This is a genomic window from Longimicrobium sp. (assembly GCF_036388275.1).
In the GTDB taxonomy this organism is placed as follows: Bacteria; Gemmatimonadota; Gemmatimonadetes; order Longimicrobiales; family Longimicrobiaceae; genus Longimicrobium.
The window spans coordinates 108,731-130,559 of the sequence record NZ_DASVSF010000113.1 but is presented as its reverse complement, the minus strand read 5'-3'; the positions used below and the strand labels follow the sequence as shown (position 1 = coordinate 130,559).

Sequence of the window (21,829 nt, the reverse complement as noted above, 5' to 3'; positions counted from 1 at the left end):
GCCCGTCACGCAGTTTCGCACTTTCGCACTTTCGCACTCCCGCACTCCCGCACTCCCGCACTCCCGCACTCCCCCACTCCCCCACTCCCCCACTTCTTGCCGTCCCCGCCCCCACACCGTAAGCTCCCCCGCCCTGAAATCCCCGCGCCCGAGCCGACGCAGATGAAGCGTTTCGCAGCATACGACCCGCCTGAGTACCAGAACTGGACTGCCGCGCCCGAGCAGCTTCGCGCGTACCGCGAGCGCATCGACGCCAGCGGCGAGCGCGCGGAGGTCATCCGCGCGCTCTCGCAGGAGCAGCTGCTCGACATCTACGCCGGGCTGCTCCGCAACCGCCTTCACGACGTCGCGCTCAAGCGCTGGGTGAAGAACGGGGTGATCAGCAAGGCGTGGCTGGGCGTGGGCGAAGAGGCCGCGACCATCGGGCCGGTGCACGCGCTGCGGCGGTCCGGGCCGGGGCACGACGTGGTGGCGCCCATGATCCGCAACTCGGGCGCGTGCCACGAGATGGGGATGCCCGTGGCCGACATCTTCCGCAGCTACCTGGGCACCGCGGACGGCCCGTCCATGGGCCGCGACCTGCACGTGGGCGACCTGGGCACGGGGGTGCTCCCCCCCATCAGCCACGTGGGCGACGTGGTGCCGGTGATCGCCGGAATCGCGCTCACCTTCAAGCAGCGGGGCGAAGACCGCGTGGGCCTCACCTGGGTGGGCGACGGCTCCACCAAGACGGGGGCGTTCCACGAAGGAGTGAACTTCGCGGGCGTGCACCGGTTGCCGGTGATCTTCATCATCCAGAACAACCAGGTGGCGCTGGGAACGCGGCTCACCCAGCACGCCGCAGGGTCGTTCGAGGACTGGCCGGCGATGTACGGCTTGGCGGGCGGCCTGTTCGACGGCAACCACGTGCTCGACGCGTACGCCGCCACGCGCATCGCCGCCGACCGCGCGCGCGCCGGTGAAGGCCCGTCGCTGCTCGTCGCCGAGACCTTCCGCATGGGCGGCCACGCCACGCACGACGAGCGCGAGGCGCGCAGCATGTTCGACGCGGAGCTGTTCGCGTCGTGGGGCCGCCGCGATCCCGTGGGGCTGTACGAGGCGTGGCTGGAGGAGGAGGGGATCGCGCGCGGCACGCTGGACGACATCGAGGCGCGCGTCACCGCCGAGATCGACGCCGCGGCCGAGGACGCGCTCCGCAGCCGCGAAACCGCAATGCCGTCGCCCGAATCCGCGTTAGTCGGCGTCTACGGCTGACGTCGCCGCGCCGGGGCTGGGCCCCGTTGCGCGGGGCGTCGTATGAAGCGGGCGGCGACTACGTCGTCGCGTCTTGGACGGTGCAGGGATTCCAACGCAGTCACGGATGCCACCGACAACGAACACGGCTTTGGTCCCACACACGTTGTTTCGTCACGCCCTCCGGGCGTCCCGGCGGAACTGTCCACGGACGCGCTCTAAGCGATTCGCCGCCCGCGTTCCTGCCCGCTGGAGCACGACGGCTTGGTCCCAGGCGATGTGACCATAGCTGGCTGACCCCGTAATGACGCGCGCATCGCCAGCTTTTCGCGCAAGCACTCCGCGGAGAAACGTCGGGAACGTGGGAGGGCAAGTGATGAGTGACCCCGAGATCCGAATCATTCAAGAGAGACTCGTCTACGAGAGCCGATATGGGCGGCTGTACGACGACTTCGTCGAGTTCCTTCCACAAGGCGCTACTGGAACATATCTAAGATGGGAGTGGGAGGCGCCGTACTCCATCGCTGTCCTCCCGATTTTGCTAACGGGCGAGATCATCCTTGTGGAGAGCTTCCGGCATTCCGCGCGTGGAACCGTGTTAGAAGTACCCAAGGGATTTGGCCGGACCGGCACTGCTCCCGTTCAGATCGCGCACGAAGAACTCGCGGAAGAAGTGGGGCTCCAAAGCACCGAGATCCGATCAGCGGGCATGATCTACACGGACCCCGCGTTTGCGTATGCTCCCTTCCACCTCTTCGTTGCGCAAGGGTGTTCAGGAACGCAGGCGCGACCTGAAGAGTCGGAAGTGATCGTGCGTTCCATGAAGTATGCGTTGAGTGAAGTACCGGGGTTGCTTGCAGCAGGAACGGTCAATGACGCCGTGACCGTTCTGCTTCTACAGCAATATCTTCTCGGAGGATTGAATCATGAGGAAGCCGACAGCTAAGCTTTTTCTCAGCGAGATCGATACACATCATGAAAATCCACTCGCCGGCGGAAAACTCCGGGCGTACATCCTCTCGCAGGCGCTGTTTTTCGACCGCCTCATCATCGGGGATTCACAAATCAACAACAATTTCCGGTTGCGCGCGCTACTGTGGGATGCCGAGAACTCTGCTCGCGTAGATAGTTCTCCGAGCGACCTCTGGGTACTATTGCGTCTAGGGCTCCTTACTCCTGCGCTGCGTAGCGGGAGCGGTTCGCTGGACGAATTACGACGAGAGCATCATGCAAGAGGGGTCGCGAACGTGCCCTCGCCTGCGTTTGTGGAGTACGTCGAAGAGCATCTAGCAGGAGTACGGGAAGAATACGATATCGCCAAGGTCAGTTCGTTGTTCAAACACAGAACGCTAGCGTCGCTCAGGGATGATGCGGCTATTGGAAGGGGTCGTCTCAGCCGAGACGTTCGGGCCCGGGTGTACGATTACGTGCAGAACCAGCCGACGCTCCTTTACAAAACTCTTCGCGATTGGCTCGACACACAACTCAGCAGTGGAGCTCTGGCGCCCCGTGCAGCGCGGCGGATTGATCGTATCGTCGCAAGTGCATACCGCCATAATGTCGCGATCGCAATGCATACAAACCTGGATGTCCCCGCTCCTATCGGCCAACGCCTCTCTCCGGTTGACCTAACGCTCGGGGATCGGCGTCTGGTCAGGCGTCTTCGGGAACAGAAAATATCCTCGAAAGCCTATGACTTGCCACCTACTGCGGTTCTGTCTCGGGAGTTCCTGAACTGGATGCCAGCGTCGTCCCTAGCGGCAGTGACACAGTTGAAGTCCAGGGCAAAGGTTGTCAGAGCGATGGAGGCGTTTCGCAATGGACGGGTTCCGAACATGCCAGAATTCCTCGCCTCTTTGGAGGCATATCTGTTCGAGGTGGACTACGCTGTTGCATCTCACCTGACCCAAAAGCAGGCAACTCGCTTCAAGGATCTTAAACGCCGGGAGACGGCCCGGACACAAGTCAACCTGATTGTCGAAGGCACACTCACTGCCGTGCAGTTTGCCTTTCCTGCGTTGAGTGCGGTCGCGGCTATCGCACAGGGATTGGAAGCGACTCACATGGGGTATGCGGCCCTCGGGGACTTTCGCTCACCACGGGCACTCTTGTTGGGAGGTTACATACTAGGACGGAGTATAGAGTGCGAGCGACTGCTGTTGGACGTAGTATCTGGCGATGAGCGCGGGACTGCATCATGAGGTAGGCGATATCCTGTTGGGGGATCGAGGCGGTGCGTAGGTAGGGGGTGCAGGTGGCGAAAGCGGCGGCATCCTCTCGGGATGCCGCCGCTTCGTTCTGGTGACGGTGCGGGTCAGGTCGGCAGCGCGGGGCCGCCGTACAGGCCCTCGATCACCTCGCGGTACACCTGCTCCACCACCTTGCGCTTGATCTTGAGCGTGGGTGTGAGCATCCCCGACTCGATCGTGAACTCGTCCTGGATGACAGCGATCTTCTTGGGCCGCTCGTGCTGGGCGAAGTCGCGAAGCGCACTCAGGACCTCCGCCTCCAGCAGCTTCCTGACCCTGGGATCGGCGGCCAGGGCGGCGGAATCGCTCGACGGGAGGCCGTTGGCGGCGGCCCAGGGGCGCAGGTTCTCCCACTCCGGCACCACCAGCATCACCGGATACGCCCGCCGGTCGCCGAGCATGACGGCCTGCGAGATGTACTGCGACATCACCGCCAGGTTCTCCATCGGTGCCGGCGCCACGTTCTTGCCCCCGGCGGTAACGATCAGGTTCTTCAGCCGGTCGGTGATGCGCAGGTAGCCATCGGCCGTCAGTTCGCCGATGTCGCCGGTGTGGAACCAGCCCTCCGCGTCGATGGCGTCCTGCGTGCAATCCGGATCGTTCCAGTAGCCCCGCATCACGTGCGGGCCGCGGGTGAGGATTTCGCCCGTGGACGGCTCGATGGCCAGCTCCACCCCCGGCACCGGCTGCCCCACGGTGCCCATCCGCATCTTCCCCGGCGCGTTGACCGCGATCACCGGCGACGTTTCCGTCAACCCGTAGCCCTCGTACACGGGAAGACCGGCGCCCAGGAAGAAGCGCGCGACCTCCGGCGACAGCGGCGCCCCGCCCGAGACGAAGGCGCGCACCCGCCCGCCGGTGCGCTCCCGCAGCTTGCTGAACACCAGCCGGTCCGCCAGCCGGTTCTGCACGGCCAGCAGCCCCGCCGGCTCGCGGCCCTCCTCGCGCAGCGCGGCCACGCGGCTTCCCACGCCCCGGGCCCAGGCGACGACCCTGGCCTTGAATCCCTCCGCCCCGATGGCCTTGCTGTAGATCTTGTCGAACAGCCGGGGCACCGAAACCGTCACCATCGGGCGCGTCTCGGTAAGGTGGTCGGCCACCTTTTCCACCTGCGTATAGGCGATGGTGGTGCCCACGTCCCAGTACAGGTAGTCCACCATCCGCTCGAACACGTGCGAAAGCGGCAGGAACGAGAGGGTGACGTCGCCCGGGCGGATGATCTCCGTCATCCCGTGCTGCAGGCAGGCCGCCAGGTTCGCCGCCAGGTTGAAGTGCGTGAGCATCACGCCCTTGGGGTTGCCCGTGGTACCCGACGTGTAGATGAGCGTGGCCACCTGCTCGCGCGGCACCGACAGCGCGCGCTGGCGGAAGCCGGTGTATCGCCCGGCGGCCAGTTCGCGTTCGCCCTCCGCCAGCCAGTCCGCGAACGATTCCACGCCGTCCGCGGCGCCCTCGAAGGCCACCAGTCTCTCCACTTCCGGGAGCTGAACCCGGAACTCGCGGATCTTGGCCGCCTGGGCGGCATTGGAGACGAACACCACCTTCGCGCCGCAGTCCGCGACGATGTACTGAACCTGGTTGGCGGGAAGGGTGGGGTAGATGGGGACGGTGATGGCGCCCAGCCCGGTGATGGCGTAGTCACAGATGGCCCACTCCGGCCGGTTCTCGGCCAGCACCACCACGCGGTCGGCGGAAGCCACCCCGGCCGCCGACAGCGCCACCGCGAGCGTGGTTACCCGCCGCTCCACCTCGGCGTCGGAGAGCGCGTGCCACTGCCCCGCCGCCTTGTACATCATCGCCGCGTCGCGCCCGTGCCGGTCGATGCCCCCGAAGAAGATCTTGGGGATGGTGTCGCGCTCGACGGTGCGGAGCGGAACGACGGTGTTCATCTGCCGCATCAAAGCTCCTGAATGGCTGCCTAAATGATGAGCCGCGTGTACGTGGGGCGGTGCGGGCGGAACGCGACCTTCCCGGGAAGATGCCGGGCGCTACGGACGTAGACAAGTGGCGCCCCACCCCCCCGCTCGCGTGCGATCCGCGAGCGGGCCCCTCCCCCGGCAAACTGCGCCGGGAGAGGGGGGAACGCCGTGCCGGATCGGCTGACACTGGCGCATGCCGCGGCCGCCCCCCTCTCCCGGCCTCTCCCCCATACACCCCATGGGGGAGAGGAGAATTCGATTGCGCTCCGGCTAGCTTCGTCGCATGCTGCGGCAGCCCCTTCCCCCGGTCCCCGCTGCGCAGGGGAGGGGGAGACCTTCGATGCGCTCCGGCTGCCGAAGCGCGCCAAACTGGCTCCCTTCCCCCGCGCAGTTTGCGGGGGAAGGGCTGGGGATGGGGGGCGCCGGCCCGAGCACCGAGCTTGCCTCGACGCGCCAACTCCTGAAGTGTACCCCCTCTCCCACGCTGTTTGTGGGAGAGGGTGGACGAGCATAAGCGAGGACGGGTGAGGGCCCCACGGCAGCCGAGGCCTCGGCTACGGTGACCGCTGCCGCGCCCCTGGCCTGTACGTGTCCGCGGCTAGATCCTTCGGCCCGCGAGGCTTGTACTGCGGGCTAGTCTGGTGCGCCTGGGCCTCAGGATGACAGGCTCTCGTTCAGATGACAGGTTCTCGTTCAGGGGCCGCCCCTTCGACGGCAAACGCCCCCGCCCGGAACTCCGGGCGGGGGCGTCTGCGTCTGCGTCTGCCAAAAACGCGATCAGCAGTAGCGGTTGAAGGCTTCGACCAGGTCCTGGGCGATGTCCTCGGCCGTGCGGCCCTCGATCTGGTGGCGCGGGATCATGTGCGCCACTTCGCCGTCCTTCAGCAGGGCGATGGAGGGCGACGAGGGCGGGTAGCCATGGATGAACGCGCGCGCGGCCGCCGTGGCTTCCTGGTCCTGGCCGGCGAAGACCGTGGTCAGCTTGACCGGCTTCTTCTCGTTCTGAAGCGCCAGCGCCACAGCGGGGCGCGCGTTGCGCGCCGCGCAGCCGCACATCGAATTGACCACCAGCAGCGTGGGCTCACTGGTGTCGGAAAGGGTGGCCTGCACCTCGTCGGGGGTCTTCAGCTCCTGCACGCCCAAGCGCGTAAGCTCCTGGCGCATGGGGGCGATCAGCATCTCCGGATACATATGGGCATCCTCTCTAGTAGGATCGGTTCATCACGGCGGGGCACCCTCTTCGGCCGCGCCGCGCGGGTTCGGCATCCACGGAACATCATCGACCCCGGCGCGCCGGTTGGCAAGGCGCGCCAGGGTGAACAGCAGGTCCGAAAGCCGGTTGAGGTATCGTACCCATTCCGGGCCCACGTGTGCCTCTCGCGACAGCGTGACGACGTGCCGCTCGGCCCGGCGGCAGACGGTTCGCGCCAGGTGCAGGTACGACGCGCCGCCCGATCCGCCGGGGAGCACGAACGATTTCAGCGGCTCCAGCTCCGTCTCCGCCGCGTCGATCCACGCCTCCAGCTCCTCGATGCGGCCCGGCGCCAGCGCGGGAATCCACGGCGACTCGCGGCCGCCGTCCTCCACCGAGGGCGTCGCCAGGTTGGCGCCGACGGTGAACAGGTCCGACTGCACGCCGCGCAGCCCCCCCGCCAGCTCCGCCTGCCCATCCGCCTCCAGGTGCCACACGGCCACGCCGAGCAGCGAGTTCAGCTCGTCGACGTCGCCGTAGGCCGCCACGCGCACGTGGTCCTTGGCCACGCGCTGGCCGCCGAACAGCCCCGTCTCGCCCCGGTCGCCCGTCTTCGTATAAATTTTCAGCGTCATCCGTTCTCCGCTTCCGCCGCTTGCAGCCCCGCCAGCGCGATCACCCCGAGGGTCCATTCCAGCCCCAGCAGCCGCCGCAGCACCTTGCGCGGCGTCCACTCTTCGCCGTCCAGCTCCAGCCGCCGCGCCCGTGCGTCGTCCGGCAGCGTGGTCATCCGGTCCACCACCAGCGCGGCGGCAGTGTCCAGCCGGGCCAGCGTGTGGTCCGGCGCCCCAGCCATGGGGCTGGCGCCCAAACGGCTTAGCAACAACCACTGCGCCCGCGCCAGTTCTTCCAGAACCTGCCGAACCGTGGCGCTCGTCGCCGGCGCGGGCACGTCCAGGTTCAGGTTCCGCCGCCGGCGCACGCGCGCCAGCAGGAGCCCGCGGATGTCGCCCAGCCGCCGCACCCCCAGCTCGGCCTCGTCCTGCAGCAACGGTGCGAGGTCGGCTTCGAAGAGCGCGGTAGACACGGCCCCGCCGACCCGCGCGTCCGTGGCGATCCACTCGTCCACGGAAACCTGGATCTCGTCGTCCGGCGCCGGGACGCGCTCCCCGGTGGAGGCAAGGAACCGCAGCCAGAGAGCGAGAGAACGCTCGAACTCCCGCATCGCCTCCTCTGCAGACGCGCCGATCGCGACGCATCCGGGCAGGTTCAGCGCATGCGCCATCAGCATGCCGTCCGCGCCTTCCTCCAGCCCCACGCGAATGTGCCTGAGGTCGTCCATCATCCTCGCTCCGCCACCGCTGGCTCCAGCAGTTCCAGCGTTCCCGCGCCCGCGTCCAGCCGCGCGCGCACGCCCAGGGGCAGCGTCCAATTGTCCTCCACGTGGCCGAAGGGGAAGCCGAACGCTACAGGAATGCCCAAGTCGCCCAGCCGGTCCTGCAGCAGCTCGCGCACGGTCGGCCGTCCTTCGCTGCCCTCGTCCGGCACCTCGCTGAACGCGCCGATGGCGATGCCCGCTACGGCGTTCAGCACGCCCGCCAGCTTCAGGTGCGAAAGCAGCCGGTCTAGGCGGTAGACGTGCTCGCCCACCTCTTCCAGGAACAGGATGGCGCCCCGCGGCTGGATGGCGAACGGCGTCCCCAGCGTGGACGCGACCAGCGACAGGTTTCCGCCGAGGAGCGGCCCCTCGACCCGGCCCTCCACCAGCGCCTCCGCGCATCCCGCCGAGCCGGCGGGGAAGGGGAGCACGCCCGCGGGCCGCGCCTCCGTCAGCACGGGAAGAAAGGTGTCGCGCGCGAAATCCGGGAACTCGGCGGTGTGCGGATGCGGACCGTGGAACGACACGACTCCGGCGCGCTGGGCGGCCAGGTGCACCGCCGTGTTGTCGCTGAAGCCGATCAGCGCCTTGGGATGCGTCGCGAGGGCCGGCCAGTCGATCCGGTCAAGGATGCGCATGGTCCCGTAGCCGCCACGCAGGAACCAGATCGCGTCGAGCCCGGGATCGGTCAGTGCCGCCTCCAGGTCCGCCGCGCGCTCGTCGTCCGTGCCGGCCAGGTAGCCGCTGCACCGCTCCCGACAGAACCGGCCCGCGACGGGCTCCCAGCCGAAGGCGCGAACGCGGTCCATCGCGCGCTCCACTCCCCCGGGGGGAAGCGGCCCCGCGGCGGCGACCAGGGCGACGCGCGACCCGGGACGAAGGGCGGGCGGGCGGATCATGCGGCCACCTCCCCGCCGCGAACCGCCACCGCCAGCACGCCCAGGGCGACGAGGGCCAGCGCCGCCGCGGCCAGGTAGGGGACCGAGATGCCCACGTGGGCGAACGCGATCCCCGCCCACCAGGGGCCGACGACGCGCGCGGCGGCGGAAAGCGACTGCGAGGCGGAAAGCACGCGGCCCTGCTCGGACGCGCCGCCCTGGCGCGAGATCATGGCGCTGACGGACGGCACCGTGGCACCCTGGCCGACGGCGAACACCGCCGCGGCGGCCAGCACCCAGGCGGGCGAGGGCGCCAGCGGAATGCACGCCATCCCCACCGCCGCGAGTGCCAGCCCCAGCAGCGCCGCGCGCCGCTCGCCGACGCGCCGCACCAGGCGGCCCACCATCAGCCCCTGCGCGAGGGCGGCGACCACGCCCATCGCCGCGAATCCGTAGCCTACGGCCTCCTGCGAAAGGCCCCAGCGCCGGTCGGCCCAGAGCGAAAGTGTGGCTTCCATTCCCGCCAGCCCCAGCGTGGTGATGAACGAAACGGCGAACAGGCCGCGCAGCACCGGCGGCGACGCGATGACCGTCCGCAGCCGCGCCCGTAGCCCGGTTTCGCGGCGCGGGATGCTGGCGCGGACGTGCGCGGGAAGCGACTCGGGGAGCCGGAAGTACGCCAGGACGCCGTTGGCGCCGGCCAGCGCCGCCGCCCCCAGGAACGGCGCCGCGGGATCGATGCGCGAAAGCAGCCCGCCGATCGCCGGGCCGAAGATGAAGCCCAGCCCGAACGCCGCGCCGATCATCCCCATTCCCCGCGCCCGCTCCGCCGGTGGCGTGATGTCGGCGATGTAGGCCTGGGCCACGCCCACGTTGGCGCCCATCGCCCCGTTCACGATGCGCGCGGCGAACAGCATCCCCAGCGACCCGGCAAGGCCGAACGCCAGGTACGAGAGTGCCGACCCCGCGATGCCCACCAGCAGCACGGGGCGCCGGCCCACGCGGTCCGACAGGCGGCCCCACCAGGGCGCCAGGAAAAACTGCATGAGCGAGTACACCGCCAGCAGCCAGGTAACGGCTACGGGACCGGCACCGAACCGCTCGGCGTACAGCGGCATCAGCGGAATGACGATGCCGAACCCCACCAGGTCCAGGAACACGGTGAGGAACACCACGGTCAGCGGCGAACGCCCGCGCCCTGGTAAGCCGGCGGGACGCGGCACGAGAGGCCGCCCGGCTACCGCGCCGAAACCGCGTGAGCCCGCGGAAATGGTTGATCTGCTCAAAGCCCTGCTTTCACCCCTTCCGTGTGAGGGCGCTAAGATACCGCCTGCCCCCGCCGCTGACAACGCGCCAAGTGCCGCCACCGCCGCGATTTCGCCCGAGCCGGTGGCAACGGGATCGCGAGCGCCCCACCCCGACTCGCTCGTGTAGCAAAGTGGAAATCCCTCGCATCATTGCCCAACGTGGGGCGGATCTCTACCCTGTCCCGATTCGCCCCGTAAGGCGTTCTCGCTTCCACGTGGCTGCGCCTTCCCCACATCCGATCCATCTGGCTCCGCCTTCTCCACATCCGATCCCCTCTCATGCTTCGATTTTCCCCTCGTGCCGGACTTCTCCTGCTCACGCTCGCGGCAGCATGCGTACTTCCTACCACCCCCGGTCGCGTGATCGTGGCCGAGGTGCAGGTGAGTACGCACGGCCGTGGCGCCGACTCCACCCACGTGCAGGCCACTTTCATCGCGTTGAGCGGTGGCGAGCGGATCGATTTCCGAAGTGACACGCTCCGCGTGCAGAATGCGATCGGAACGCGAACGCAAAAGCGGCAATTCTCCGCCAGGGTGCCGCTGGACAGCGCGGTCGTGGCGAACGGCCTTGGGGTGCGGCTTCCCGTGCCGACGCTTGGCGCCGTGCCGTTTTCGAACTTCACGGTGTATAGCGTGGCGCGCCGGGGCAGCCCGTCGATGACGCTCCGCGCCCGGCAGGACCTGGTGCTTCCCATCTTTCCTGGCTCTTCCGGTACGCTCCCGGCGCCGGGGTACGAGCGATGGCACGTATCCTTCACGAGGGGAGGCCCCGGCTTCAGCATCTCCGGAGAGGGGCCGCTCCCCTCGCCCATCCTGATTCCGTGGGAGCTCATTCCCACCGTGGGATCGGACACGATGCAGGTCAGGGTGTTTTCCAGCCGCGACTTCCGCGTGAGCGCGCCGCCCGCGGCCGGATCCGCGCCGCGACTGCTCACCGAGATTCGAGCCGACGCGAACCTGGAGTGGGTCGTCCTGATCGTCCCCTGAACACCCGATCCAGCCTGATCGGGCTCATTCGATAAGCCGCCTCCGCGGCCATGTTTTCGAACCGTTGGACAAGGCCCGAATCTACCGGCATTCGCTCCGCTGGATCAGCACGAACTTCAGCGGCACTACGTAGATTGCGCGCCGCGCCGCAACCAGGAGGCACCGTGACGACAGAAGCGCGAATCGCAGCGCTCAGGAAGATGCTGGATGCCCATCCCGACGACCCGCGGCCCCGGTTCGGGCTGGCGCTGGAGTACGAAAAGGAGGAGCGCTGGGACGACGCGGTCGAGGCCCTGCGCGGCTACCTGGCCCGCACCGACGACGAGGGCAACGCGTGGGGGCGGCTGGGTACCGCGCTGCGCCACCTGGGCCGCGACGACGAAGCGCGCGAGGCGTACCAGAAGGGGATCGAGGCGGCCAACCGCCACGGGCACCCCACCATGGCCGGCGAGTTCGAGGACGTGCTGGACGCGTGGTGACGGCGGGGGAACGAAAGCGGGGACGCAGCCTGGTGGCGGCGCCCCCGCTTTTTTGCAGCCGTGGTCAGCGAAGGCGCTGCGCCAGCCAGTCCGCGAGTGAGCCCAGCACCTCGCCGGGAACCCGCTTTTCGGGGAGGCGGGCGTAGCGGGCTGGATCCGCCGTTCCTTCGGCGTCCGGGAGGAACAGGTGGTTCAGCGCGGGGAACACGCGCACCGTCACGTCGCGGTTCCCCCCCGCGCGGATGGCGGCCTCCAGCTCCGGCGCCTGGTCCGGCGTCACCTGGCGGTCGGTGGCGCCGTGAAGGATCAGCACGGGCGCGCGCACCTGCCGCGCGACGGGCAGCGGATCGTGCTCCAGGAACCACCGCACCCACGGCACCTCCGCCGCGGCGGATCGGGCGGCGACGGCCGCCGCGAAGGCTGAATCCAACGAGGCGCCGGCCAGACCCTGTGCGATGAGCGCATCCCGCACCTGGAAGTCGACGATGCGGTTGCCTGTGCGCGACGTGGCCGCCAGTAGCACGACGGCGCGGATGCGCGGGTCGCCGGCCGCGATGAGCGGCGCGATGATCCCGCCCTCGCTGTGCCCCGCCAGGCCGATGCGCTCGGGATCGATCTCCGGCCGGGCGCGCAGGAAGGCGATGCCGGCGCGGATGTCGTCCGCGAAGTCCGCGGTGGTCGCGGCGGACGGGTCGCCCTTGGAACCGCCCCAGCCCTGGTCATCCATGCGCAGGACGGCGATGCCGCGGCGGGACAGCGTGTCCGCAACCTGGCGGAAGAAGCGGTAGTCCGGGATCAGCGGCGAGTGCGCGTCGCGGTCCTGCGCCCCTGATCCGGTGATCAGCACCACCGCGGGCACCCGGCTCCGCGCGTCCTTCGGCAGGGTGAGCGTGCCGGCGAGGGTGTGGCCGCCCGCGTTCACCGTCACCTCCTCCGCCGTGTACGGCGCGTCCGCGGGGGCGGCGTAGTCCGACGCCTGCGGGCGCGGCGCGATGAAGTAGCCCGCCGCTCTCCACTGGCCCTCACCCCCGAGCGCGATGGCGCTTTCCGTCGCGACCCTCCCGCCTGCGAACGTCACCACGAACCGCACGCGCACCCACTCGCCCGCGGGCGCGCCGGGCGGGGCGGGGACGACCTCGGACGATTCCAGCACGCGTCCCGACACCGTGCCCAGGCTGCCGCGTGCACCGCGCAAGCTGGCCTCCCACGCCGGCAGCGGAACGCGCTCCTGCACGGCCGGGGCAGCCTGCCGCCACGCCTCGTCATAGCGGCCGTCGTCCACCAGCTTCGTCCACGCTTCCATCGCACGCGCCGCGTCCTGCTCTGGCGTCTGCGCATCCACGGCAGGCGCCGCGATCAGCAGGCCAACCAACGCCGCCATCATGCGGACCGCCATCATCCGTCCGTTCATCGGAGTCACGTTTCGATTGGGAGAGAATGCGTGATCACAGCGGCCGGCCGGCCACGTCGCGCCGCCATGCCACGTACGAGTAGATCAGGGGAATCACCACCGCGACGACGATGGACACGAGTGTCAGCGCCGGCCTGACGGCCACCGGCAGCAGGGCGGCCACGCCCAGCATCAGTCCCGCGGTGACGAAGGTGCGTCCGCCCACCCGGTGCGTGGCGCGCCAGACGCGCTCGTTGTCCATCGTCCACGGGGTACGGATGCCCATGAACCAGTTGCTGCGCACCCGCGGCAGGTAGTTGCCGATGCCCACGAACAGCAGCGCCACCGACACCAGGCTGGCCCGGCCCAGGTCCACCGGCCAGCCGAGCGCGTGGCCCAGCGTGGTGACCTCCACCACGGCGAAGAACAGCACGATCAGGTTCAGCAGCAGCCGCCAGTCGCCCTGGAACTTCTCCACGTTCGCCGCGCGCGGGTCGATGCGGGGCACCAGGTGGATCAGGCCGACCATCGCCGTGGCGATGATGGCGGGGAGGAACGCGCCGTAGGCGCGCGGCATCCAGCCGTCCACCTCACCCGCCAGGTTCACGTGCGACGGCACCATCGCGGGCAGCCGCCCGAACATGGCCAGCGCGAACGCCCACATGGCCAGCGTGACGGCCGGGGCCAGCCAGCGGTTTCTCATCGTTCGTCTCCCTTGCCGAAAAGATCCAGCATCTGCTGAAGGAACTCCTGGAAAACCGTGGTTTCCAGCGAGTACACAAGGTTGCGCCCGTTGCGCTCCGACTTCACCAGCCCCGCCTCCTTGAGCACGGACAGGTGGTGCGACACCGAGGCGGCGGTCATGGGAAACCGGCCCGAGATTTCGCCCGCCGTCAGGTCGCCCGCGCGCAGCACCCGCAGGATCTCCCTGCGGGTGGGGTCGCCCAGGGCGCGCAGCGTTTCGTCGAGCATCGGTGGCCGGAGCGGTCGCGTGTAAGGCTCGTCACTTAGACGATCGTCTATTAGACGATCGTCTAAATAAGCGGATTGGGACCGGAAAGTCAACCTTCCCGGAAAGCGGGGGATCAGGGCAGTGTGGCTCGCCCGGTGGCAGGGTCGAACACGGTGCCGGGAACGAGCAGGTGGGTGCGGATCGCGGATGCGCCCAGGACCGGCGCGCTGGCCGGGGTTACGCGGGCGTCGCGGGCATCGTAGACGAATACCGCGCTCGCGCCGCGTACGGTCCAGCGGCCGTCGGGGGCCACTTCGAGCGCGGTGGATTCGTCGATGCCGACGCCCAGCAGCGTCGGGCGTTCCAGCACGGCCGCCAGCAGCCGGTTGTGCCGTTCGCGGCGGATGAAGTGCTGGTCGATGAGGGTGCCGGGGAGAAACCCCAGCCCGGCGACCACCTGGATGGCGCCGCGGCGTACGTCCGGGTACTCGTCTCCGTAGTAGCCCACCGTGTCGGTGCCGGCGCGCACCTGGTTGCCCGTGAGCATGGAGTCGGGCATCACCGCCGCGCCCGCGCTGGTGCCCGCCACCACGGCCCCGGCGCGCCAGCGGGCCCGGATGGCATCCAGGGTGGGCGTCCCCGCGAGAACGGCGGTCAGCCGCGACTGGTCGCCGCCCGAGAACCACACCCCGGTGGCGCCGTTCAACAGCCGCGCCGCCGAGTCGGTCAGCGCCTGGGCACGCGACAGGTTCAGGACGAAGGCGTCGGCCCCGAGCCTGCGGAGGTCCGCGGCTTTTTCGCGGCCGGACTCCTCGGCTGCCTCGCTGGCCATCGGCACGACGGCGATGCGGGCGCGGCCGGGCCCGCCGGCGAGCTCCACGAACCGCTCGACCAGCTCCGCGGGCTGCGTACCGCCACCTACGATCAGCAGGTGCCCGTGGGCGGACGGCGTCGCGGCGGAGGCGCCGTCCGGCACAGCGGGAGCGCAGGCGGAGGCGGTCAGGAGCGAGGCGGCCGCGGCGCACAGGGCTCGGCGAAGCCGTTGGTGCGTGTGCATCAGCAGGTTCGGTTGCTCCACTCGAGTGATCATCGCGTGAATGATGTGGCTGTCGCACTCCGCGGGCCAGCACCGGGGAGCGGCTTGCGTTGACGGCAGGGGAATTGCCGGATAGCTTCCGCACTCAGGAAGGGGAGTAGCTCACCGGCGAGACAGCCGGCGGCCGGATCGTCAAGACTGCGGGGCAGCCCGCACGGTCCGGTTGGGACGCAGGCGCCGCGGGGCGCCCGCCGTCAGGGCGAGACCTTCGTCGCACGGGAACGTGCCGCACGCGCGGCCGGGTCCGGGACGAGGGTTTCGCCCCTTTTCGTGCGCGTAACCGAACTTCGCGCCGCGACCATCGCGGCGCCGCACCGGAGGAAGGCTTGAGCAGAGACGTTCTGGCATACGGGGGGTTCACGCTCCTGGTGTTCGTCATCCTGGCGATCGACCTGGGCGTGCTGAACCGCAAGGCGCACGTGGTAAAGGTGCGCGAAGCGGGCATTTTTGCCGCGATGACCGCGGCCCTGGCGCTGATCTTCGCCGGGGCCATCTGGACGGGGTACCTGCCCGTCGAGGGCGTCGAAGGCAAGCAGAAGGCCCTGGAGTTCCTGACGGGCTACCTGATCGAGCTGGCGCTGTCGGTCGACAACATCTTCGTCTTCGTCCTGATCTTCGCGTACTTCAAGGTGCCTCCGCAGTACCAGCACCGGGTGCTGTTCTGGGGCGTGCTGGGCGCCCTGGCCATGCGCGGCATCATGATCGCCGCGGGCGCCCTGCTGATCGAGCGCTTCCATTGGATCATCTACGTGTTCGGCGCATTCCTGGTGTACACCGGCATCAAGATGGCCACCCAGGACGAGATGGACGTGGAGCCGGAGTCCAATCCCGCGCTCAAGCTCATCCGCCGCTTCATTCCCATCACCAGCCAGTACGAGGGACAGAGCTTCTTCGTCAGGCAGAACATCGGCGGGAAGATGCAGAACGCCGCCACGCCGCTGTTCGTGGTGCTGGTGCTGGTGGAAACGACGGACCTGATCTTCGCGGTGGATTCCATCCCCGCCATCTTCGCCGTCACGCGCGACCCGTACCTGGTGTACACGTCCAACGTGTTCGCCATCCTGTGCCTGCGGTCGCTGTACTTCCTGCTGGCGGGGGTGATCGACAAGTTCCACTACCTGAAGCTGGGGCTGTCGGTGGTGCTGATGTTCATCGGCGCAAAGATGCTGGTGACGGCGCTGCACTTCCACATTCCCGTGGCCATCTCGCTGGTCGTGGTGGCGGGCGTGCTGGGGTTCTCGGTGGTCGCCTCGCTGATCTGGCCCAAGGCGCTCGAGGAGCACCAGCCAGTCACGCACGACCCGCTGGACGCGTCCGACGACCCTCCCGGGCCGATCATCCCGCCAGAGGACCCGCGCGGCTGATCTCGCGTCCGCGGGAGCTAACGGCGGTTTCACACGGAGGGCACGGAGGCCACGGAGGAAGTTCTTCCTTCGTGGCCTTCGTCGTATACGCGGCCGACGCGCAGATGGATCGCTGATTCGTTAGATTACGGCCCTGCTAACTTACAGGGCTGTAACTTACACGAGTGTAACCAACCGGCGCCCGAAATCCGGCGGGGCGCAAGTTCTGCACACCTGATGGAAGATGGTCTTCCGCCCCTGTGACACGGCCCATGTCTACCAATCTCCCAGGCGAATCCACGCCACAGCCCGAGGGTGACGTTCCCGCCGCCGCTCCAAGCGGCGACTCGGTGCTCACGCCCGACGTGGACGCCACCGCGCAGGCACGGCCGGTGGAAGCGGGCGCGCCCACGCCGGACCTGGGCAGGACCGGCGAGGCCATGGACAGCGCGCGTGGGCGCTCCGCCGGCATCACCACGCTCACCGTGCTGGCCCTGCTCTACACGTTGTACTTCGCGCGGCCCTTCCTGCTGCCCATCGTGGTCGCGCTGCTGCTCAGCTTCCTGTTCAGCCCGCTGGTGCGGGCGCTGGCGCGGTTCAAGATCCGCCCGCCCGTGAGCGCGGGACTCATCATCCTGGGGCTGCTGGGTACCGTGGGCTTCGTGGGATACGAGCTTTCGGGGCCGGTGCAGGGGTGGGCGTCGAGCGCGCCGCAGACGTTCGCCACCGCGCAGGCGCGGATCCGCGAGGTGCTGAAGCCGTTCGAGCGCGCCAGCCAGACGGCGGCGCAGGTGGAAGACGCGGCGGGCGCGGTGGGCGGGCCGGAAACGGCGCAGGAAGTCGTCGTGCGCCAGCCCAGCCTGGTCGCCCGGGTGTTCGGCACCACGCAGAAGTTCCTGATCGCGGCGATGGAAGTGCTGATCCTGCTGTACTTTCTGCTCGCGGCCGGCGACCTGTTCCTGCAAAAGCTCATCAAGGTTCTCCCCAACCTGCGCGACAAGCAGAAGGCGGTGGAGATCGCGCGGAAGACCGAGGCGTCCATCTCCACCTACCTGCTCACCACCTTCGCCATCACCTTTACCGAGGGCATCGTGGTAGCGCTGGCCATGTGGGCGCTTAAGATGCCCAACCCGCTGCTGTGGGGCGCGATGGTGGTGGTGCTGGAGTTCATTCCGTACCTGGGCGCGGCGATCATGACGGCCATCCTGACGCTGGCCGCGCTGACCGTGTACGACACCATCGGCCAGGCGCTGCTGGTGCCCGCCGTGTTCCTGGTGATCAACATCATCCAGGGCAACTTCATCAGTCCGGCGCTGATGGGGCACCGGCTGGCGCTGAACCCCGTGGCGCTGCTGGTGGGGCTTACCTTCTGGTTCTGGATCTGGGGGCTGCCCGGCGCGTTCATCGCCGTGCCCCTGCTGGCGACGTTCAAGATCTTCTGCGACCACATCGAGTCGCTGGCGGCCGTCGGCGAGTTCCTGGGTGAGCGCGACCGCGGCGAGCGGCGGGCGGTGATCCGGTAGGCTGCGTCCTTTTCGTGACCCGTCCGTCTCCCTGAGTGAAGGCCATTGAAGGACACACTCAACGGGAGACCCGACCATGACCACGCAGACCCACCCGGAGCCCGCCCGCCCCGTCGTCGCGGAAATCCCCGCGCCCTCCTCCTGCTGCTCGACGGCCAAGCAGGAGGTCTGCTGCGAGCCGGCGGCGAAGTCGTCGTGCTGCGGCACGGAGCCGGCGGCGGGGCAGGGGTGCGGGTGCCAGTAGCCGCGCACATCGTGGGACGGCGGACATCGCGTCCGCCGTCCCTTTCCGTCCGCGACGATACCGCTGACACTCCGCCGATGATCGCCGTCCACGACGAATCGCTCTGGCGCACGTACCGCGAGCAGCTGTTCCGCTTCGTCCAGCGCCGCGTGGAGGACCACGCAACGGCGGAGGACATCGTGCACGACGTCCTGGTGCGCGCGTACCAGAAGCGCGACACGCTGCGGGGCGGGCAGAAGTTCGAGCCGTGGCTGTACCAGATCGCCCGGAACGCGGTGATCGACCACTACCGCGCCCGCCGGCCCACGGAGGAGCTGCCCGCGGACCTGGCGGAGGCCGAAGGAGAGAGGAGCGATGCCGCGCGCCGGGAGCTGGCGGAATGCATCCATCCTCTCGTGGACGCGCTTCCCGAGCACTACCGCGACGCGGTGCGGCTTTCCGAACTCCACGGACTCACGCAGCAGGAGACCGCGCGGCGGCTGGGCCTTTCGCTCTCCGGCGCGAAGTCGCGGGTGCAGCGCGCCCGGCGGAGGCTGGAAGAGATGCTGCTGGCGTGCTGCCGGGTGGAGTTCGACGGCCGCGGCGCCATCGTGGATTACGAGTCTCCCGACGGGTGCGGCCCAGGCAGGGGCGGCGCGGAAGACGGCTGCGGGAGCTGCGGAGGCGCGTAGCTCCCGCCGGGGCGCCTGTCGGACGGGCGGCGCGGCGGGTAGATTGGCGGCGCCCGAAGACCCCTGTACCCGGCCCGCCCGATGCCCGTAGAAAAGCCAGAGAAAACCCGCGAGCGCCTGTACCTGATCGACGGCTACGCGCTGATCTACCGCGCGTTCTTCGCCCTGATCTCGCGGCCGCTGATGTCGTCCAAGGGCGAGAACACCTCCGCCGCCTGGGGCGTCGCGCGCTTCCTGATCAAGGTGATGGAGAAGCACCAGCCCGACTACCTGGGCATGGTGTTCGACGCGGGCGACTCCGAGCGCGTGGAGATGTATCCGCAGTACAAGGCCACGCGCGAAAAGATGCCCGACGAGCTGGCGCTTTCCATCCCCCGCATTCGCGAGCTGGTGCAGGCCTTTCGCATTCCCGTGCTGGAGCTGGAGGGCTACGAGGCGGACGACGTGATCGGCACGCTGGCGCGGAAAGCGGTGGACCAGGGGCTGGAGGCGGTGATCGTTTCCGGCGACAAGGACTTCTACCAGCTCATCCGCCCCCACGTCTGCCTGCTGAACCCCGGGCGCGGCGGCCCCACGGCGGTGGAAGAGGAGTGGGTGGACGAGCGCAACGCCCACGAGCGCCTGGGCGTAAAGCCGGATCGCGTGGTGGACTACCTGGGGCTGATCGGTGACGCCAGCGACAACGTGCCGGGCGTCAGCGGCATCGGGCCGAAGACGGCGGTGCAGCTGATCGAGCAGTACGGCAGCATCGAAGACATCATCGCCCACACGGCGGAGATCAAGAGCAAGCGCGCCCGCGAGGCGCTGGAGGCGTTCGCCGACTCGGCGCGGCTTTCCAAGCGGCTGGTGACCATCCGCGAAGACCTTCCGGTGGAGCTGGACCTGGAGGCCATCAAGCTCCAGGAGCCGGACCGCGCCCGGCTCAAGGACCTGTTCCTGGACCTGGAGTTCCACACGCTCGCCCGCGATTGGGCGGCCCCGGCCGAGGAGCCGGAGGTGCGGACCAACCGCCTGGCCGGCACCTACACGCTCCTGTCCACGGTGGACGAGGTGCGGGCGGTGGTGGACCAGGCGCGCGGGGCCGGCCGGTTCGCCGTCGACACGGAAACGGACAGCACCGATCCCATGCGGGCGTGCCTGTGCGGCATCTCCATCGGCGTGAACCCCGGACAGGCGTACTACCTACCGTTCCGCCACCGCACGCGCGGGCCGGAGCAGGGCGAGCTGCTGGGCGACGCCACGCCCATCACCGGCACCGAGGGCGGGCCGCAGTGCGAGGTCGTCCGCAACCTGCCGGACCTCCATTCCGAGGCCATGCGCCCGCTGCTGGACCTGCTGGAGGACGAAGGCGTCAAGAAGGTCGGCCAGAACCTGAAGTACGACTTCCTGGTCTTCCGCCGCGAGGGGATCGACATCCGGGGGATCGACTTCGACACGATGGTCGCAAGCTACGTGCTGGAGCCGGGGCGCCGCGAGCACGGGCTGGATTCCATCGCCCTCCAGCACCTGGACCACAAGACCATCTCGTACGAGGAGGTGGCGGGGAAGGGCAAGGCGCAGATCCCCTTCGCCGAGGTGGAGCTGGAGAACGCCTGCACCTACGCCGCGGAGGATGCCGACATCGCGCTGCGCCTGGCCGAGAAGTTCGGGCCGGAGATGGAGTCGCTGCACCTGGACCGGCTGTTCCGCGAGGTGGAGATGCCGCTGGTGCACGTTCTCGCGGAGATGGAGTGGAACGGCATTCGGATCGACGAGCCGTTCTTCGCGCGGATGGGCGAGGAGCTGAGGACGCAGCAGAGCCGCGTGGAGCGCGAGATCTACGCCGAGGCGGGCACCGAGTTCAACATCGGCAGCACGCCGCAGCTGCGGGAGATTTTGTTCGGCAAGCTGGGGCTCCCCGTCATCAAGAAGACCAAGACGGGCGCGTCGACCGACGTCGACGTGCTGCAGGCGCTGGCCGCGCAGGGCCACACCCTGCCCACGCTGCTGATGCAGTACCGGCAGATCGACAAGCTGCGCGGCACCTACGTCGACGCGCTTCCGCGCATGGTGAACCCCGACACGGGGCGCATCCACACGTCGTTCAACCAGACCGTGGCCGCCACGGGACGCCTTTCGTCCACCGACCCCAACCTGCAGAACATTCCCATCCGCACGGAGATGGGCGCCGAGATCCGCCGCGGCTTCATCCCCGCCGAGGGGCACGTGTTCGTCTCCGCCGACTACTCGCAGATCGAGCTGCGCATCCTGGCCCACTACTCGGGCGACGAGGCGTTCGTCACCGCCTTCCGCGCCGGCGCCGACATCCACCGGCAGACGGCCGCGCTGATCTTCGACGTGGCGCCGGACGCGGTGACCAAGGAGATGCGCGACCGGGCCAAGACGGTGAACTTCGGCATCATCTACGGGCAGGGGCCGTTCTCGCTGGGCCAGCAGCTGGGCATCCCCCAGTCGGAGGCCAAGGCGTTCATCGAGCAGTACTTCGAGCGGTTCCCCGGCGTGCGCCGCTACCTGGACGAGCAGATCGAGCTGGCGAAGTCGCGTGGGTACGTCGAGACGCTTACCGGGCGGCGGCGCTACATCCCCGAGCTGAAGTCCAAGAACTGGAACATCCGTGCGTTCGGCGAGCGGGCGGCGACGAACGCGCCCATCCAGGGCTCGTCGGCGGACCTGATCAAGATCGCCATGATCCGCATTCAGGACGACCTGGCCGCCGGCGTGGTCCCCGCCAAGATGCTGCTGCAGGTGCACGACGAACTGCTGTTCGAAACGCCCATCGGCAGCGAGGACGCGGTGCGGGAGTTCGTCCGCGAGCGGATGGAGGGCGCGGCCACGCTGAACGTTCCGCTGAAGGTGGAGGGCGGCGTGGGGATGAACTGGCTGGAGACGAAGTGAGAGTGCGTGAGTGCGAAAGTGCGAAAGTGCGAAAGTGCGAAAGTGCGAAAGTGCATCGATCGCAGGGCGGCGGTGTACATGGAAGCTTCCCGT

At 68.8% G+C, this 21,829-nt stretch carries 20 protein-coding genes; 10 read left to right on the top strand and 10 right to left on the bottom strand.

Annotated features, from left to right (window positions below; translation table 11 throughout):
* The first annotated feature begins 162 nt into the window (after positions 1 to 162).
* The 3 genes from VF632_RS26945 (at position 163) to VF632_RS26935 (ending at position 3,434) form a co-directional block, all read left to right on the top strand.
* On the top strand, positions 163 to 1,254 hold the full coding sequence (locus tag VF632_RS26945) for a thiamine pyrophosphate-dependent dehydrogenase E1 component subunit alpha (protein WP_331026059.1): 1,092 nt from the start codon (positions 163 to 165) through the stop codon (positions 1,252 to 1,254).
* Between the two features lie 355 nt (positions 1,255 to 1,609).
* Positions 1,610 to 2,179, top strand: a complete 570-nt coding sequence (locus VF632_RS26940; RefSeq protein ID WP_331026058.1) for an NUDIX hydrolase — start codon at positions 1,610 to 1,612, stop codon at positions 2,177 to 2,179.
* Complete coding sequence (locus VF632_RS26935; RefSeq protein WP_331026057.1) at positions 2,160 to 3,434, top strand: hypothetical protein; 1,275 nt, start codon at positions 2,160 to 2,162, stop codon at positions 3,432 to 3,434. Before VF632_RS26940 ends, VF632_RS26935 begins: the two co-directional genes overlap by 20 nt.
* 113 nt (positions 3,435 to 3,547) lie before the next feature.
* Here VF632_RS26935 and VF632_RS26930 read toward each other — a convergent pair whose 3' ends face one another.
* The 6 genes from VF632_RS26930 to VF632_RS26905 form a co-directional block, all read right to left on the bottom strand.
* Entirely contained in the window at positions 3,548 to 5,380 is a 1,833-nt protein-coding gene (locus VF632_RS26930; protein WP_331026056.1) for a long-chain fatty acid--CoA ligase, read from the bottom strand.
* Positions 5,381 to 6,178: 798 nt separating this feature from the next.
* On the bottom strand, positions 6,179 to 6,592 hold the full coding sequence (locus VF632_RS26925; RefSeq protein WP_349264037.1) for a BrxA/BrxB family bacilliredoxin: 414 nt from the start codon (positions 6,590 to 6,592) through the stop codon (positions 6,179 to 6,181).
* 30 nt (positions 6,593 to 6,622) lie between these two features.
* Positions 6,623 to 7,222: a cob(I)yrinic acid a,c-diamide adenosyltransferase gene (locus tag VF632_RS26920; RefSeq protein ID WP_349264040.1), complete on the bottom strand. Its 600-nt coding sequence runs from the start codon at positions 7,220 to 7,222 to the stop codon at positions 6,623 to 6,625.
* A gap of 2 nt (positions 7,223 to 7,224) precedes the next feature.
* Positions 7,225 to 7,938, bottom strand: a complete 714-nt coding sequence (locus VF632_RS26915) for a hypothetical protein (protein ID WP_331026053.1) — start codon at positions 7,936 to 7,938, stop codon at positions 7,225 to 7,227.
* Positions 7,935 to 8,870 carry an LD-carboxypeptidase gene (locus VF632_RS26910; protein ID WP_331026052.1) on the bottom strand — a complete coding sequence of 312 codons (936 nt, stop codon included), beginning with the start codon at positions 8,868 to 8,870 and terminating at the stop codon, positions 7,935 to 7,937. Before VF632_RS26910 ends, VF632_RS26915 begins: the two co-directional genes overlap by 4 nt.
* Positions 8,867 to 10,021 (bottom strand): MFS transporter, encoded by a 1,155-nt coding sequence (locus VF632_RS26905; protein ID WP_331026051.1) that lies wholly within the window; start codon positions 10,019 to 10,021, stop codon positions 8,867 to 8,869. Before VF632_RS26905 ends, VF632_RS26910 begins: the two co-directional genes overlap by 4 nt.
* A gap of 495 nt (positions 10,022 to 10,516) precedes the next feature.
* On the opposite strand from VF632_RS26905, the gene VF632_RS26900 reads away from it, so the two are divergent.
* The gene (locus VF632_RS26900; protein WP_331026050.1) at positions 10,517 to 11,143 is read left to right on the top strand and encodes a hypothetical protein; all 627 of its coding nucleotides are present in this window, start codon (positions 10,517 to 10,519) and stop codon (positions 11,141 to 11,143) included.
* Positions 11,144 to 11,307: 164 nt separating this feature from the next.
* Complete coding sequence (locus VF632_RS26895) at positions 11,308 to 11,622, top strand: tetratricopeptide repeat protein (RefSeq protein WP_331026049.1); 315 nt, start codon at positions 11,308 to 11,310, stop codon at positions 11,620 to 11,622.
* Positions 11,623 to 11,686: 64 nt separating this feature from the next.
* On the opposite strand, the gene VF632_RS26890 is transcribed toward VF632_RS26895, so the two are convergent.
* The 4 genes from VF632_RS26890 to VF632_RS26875 all read right to left on the bottom strand — a co-directional run bounded on the left by VF632_RS26890 (position 11,687) and on the right by VF632_RS26875 (position 15,054).
* The gene (locus VF632_RS26890) at positions 11,687 to 13,033 is read right to left on the bottom strand and encodes a serine aminopeptidase domain-containing protein (RefSeq protein ID WP_331026048.1); all 1,347 of its coding nucleotides are present in this window, start codon (positions 13,031 to 13,033) and stop codon (positions 11,687 to 11,689) included.
* A 34-nt stretch (positions 13,034 to 13,067) separates the two neighbouring features.
* Positions 13,068 to 13,715 (bottom strand): SdpI family protein, encoded by a 648-nt coding sequence (locus tag VF632_RS26885; RefSeq protein ID WP_331026047.1) that lies wholly within the window; start codon positions 13,713 to 13,715, stop codon positions 13,068 to 13,070.
* The gene (locus tag VF632_RS26880; protein ID WP_331026046.1) at positions 13,712 to 13,984 is read right to left on the bottom strand and encodes an autorepressor SdpR family transcription factor; all 273 of its coding nucleotides are present in this window, start codon (positions 13,982 to 13,984) and stop codon (positions 13,712 to 13,714) included. The genes VF632_RS26885 and VF632_RS26880 overlap by 4 nt, the downstream gene beginning before the upstream one ends.
* A 113-nt stretch (positions 13,985 to 14,097) precedes the next feature.
* Positions 14,098 to 15,054, bottom strand: coding sequence for a cyanophycinase (locus VF632_RS26875; protein ID WP_331026045.1), 957 nt, complete (start codon positions 15,052 to 15,054; stop codon positions 14,098 to 14,100).
* 332 nt (positions 15,055 to 15,386) lie between these two features.
* Between VF632_RS26875 and VF632_RS26870 the strand changes: the two genes are divergently transcribed.
* The 5 genes from VF632_RS26870 to polA all read left to right on the top strand — a co-directional run bounded on the left by VF632_RS26870 (position 15,387) and on the right by polA (position 21,736).
* On the top strand, positions 15,387 to 16,424 hold the full coding sequence (locus VF632_RS26870; RefSeq protein ID WP_331026044.1) for a TerC family protein: 1,038 nt from the start codon (positions 15,387 to 15,389) through the stop codon (positions 16,422 to 16,424).
* A gap of 251 nt (positions 16,425 to 16,675) precedes the next feature.
* On the top strand, positions 16,676 to 17,926 hold the full coding sequence (locus tag VF632_RS26865) for an AI-2E family transporter (RefSeq protein ID WP_331026043.1): 1,251 nt from the start codon (positions 16,676 to 16,678) through the stop codon (positions 17,924 to 17,926).
* Positions 17,927 to 18,002: 76 nt separating this feature from the next.
* The gene (locus VF632_RS26860; RefSeq protein ID WP_331026042.1) at positions 18,003 to 18,170 is read left to right on the top strand and encodes a hypothetical protein; all 168 of its coding nucleotides are present in this window, start codon (positions 18,003 to 18,005) and stop codon (positions 18,168 to 18,170) included.
* A gap of 77 nt (positions 18,171 to 18,247) precedes the next feature.
* Complete coding sequence (gene sigZ, locus VF632_RS26855; RefSeq protein ID WP_331026041.1) at positions 18,248 to 18,841, top strand: RNA polymerase sigma factor SigZ; 594 nt, start codon at positions 18,248 to 18,250, stop codon at positions 18,839 to 18,841.
* An 81-nt stretch (positions 18,842 to 18,922) separates the two neighbouring features.
* Positions 18,923 to 21,736: a DNA polymerase I gene (polA, locus tag VF632_RS26850; RefSeq protein WP_331026040.1), complete on the top strand. Its 2,814-nt coding sequence runs from the start codon at positions 18,923 to 18,925 to the stop codon at positions 21,734 to 21,736.
* Positions 21,737 to 21,829: the final 93 nt, after the last annotated feature.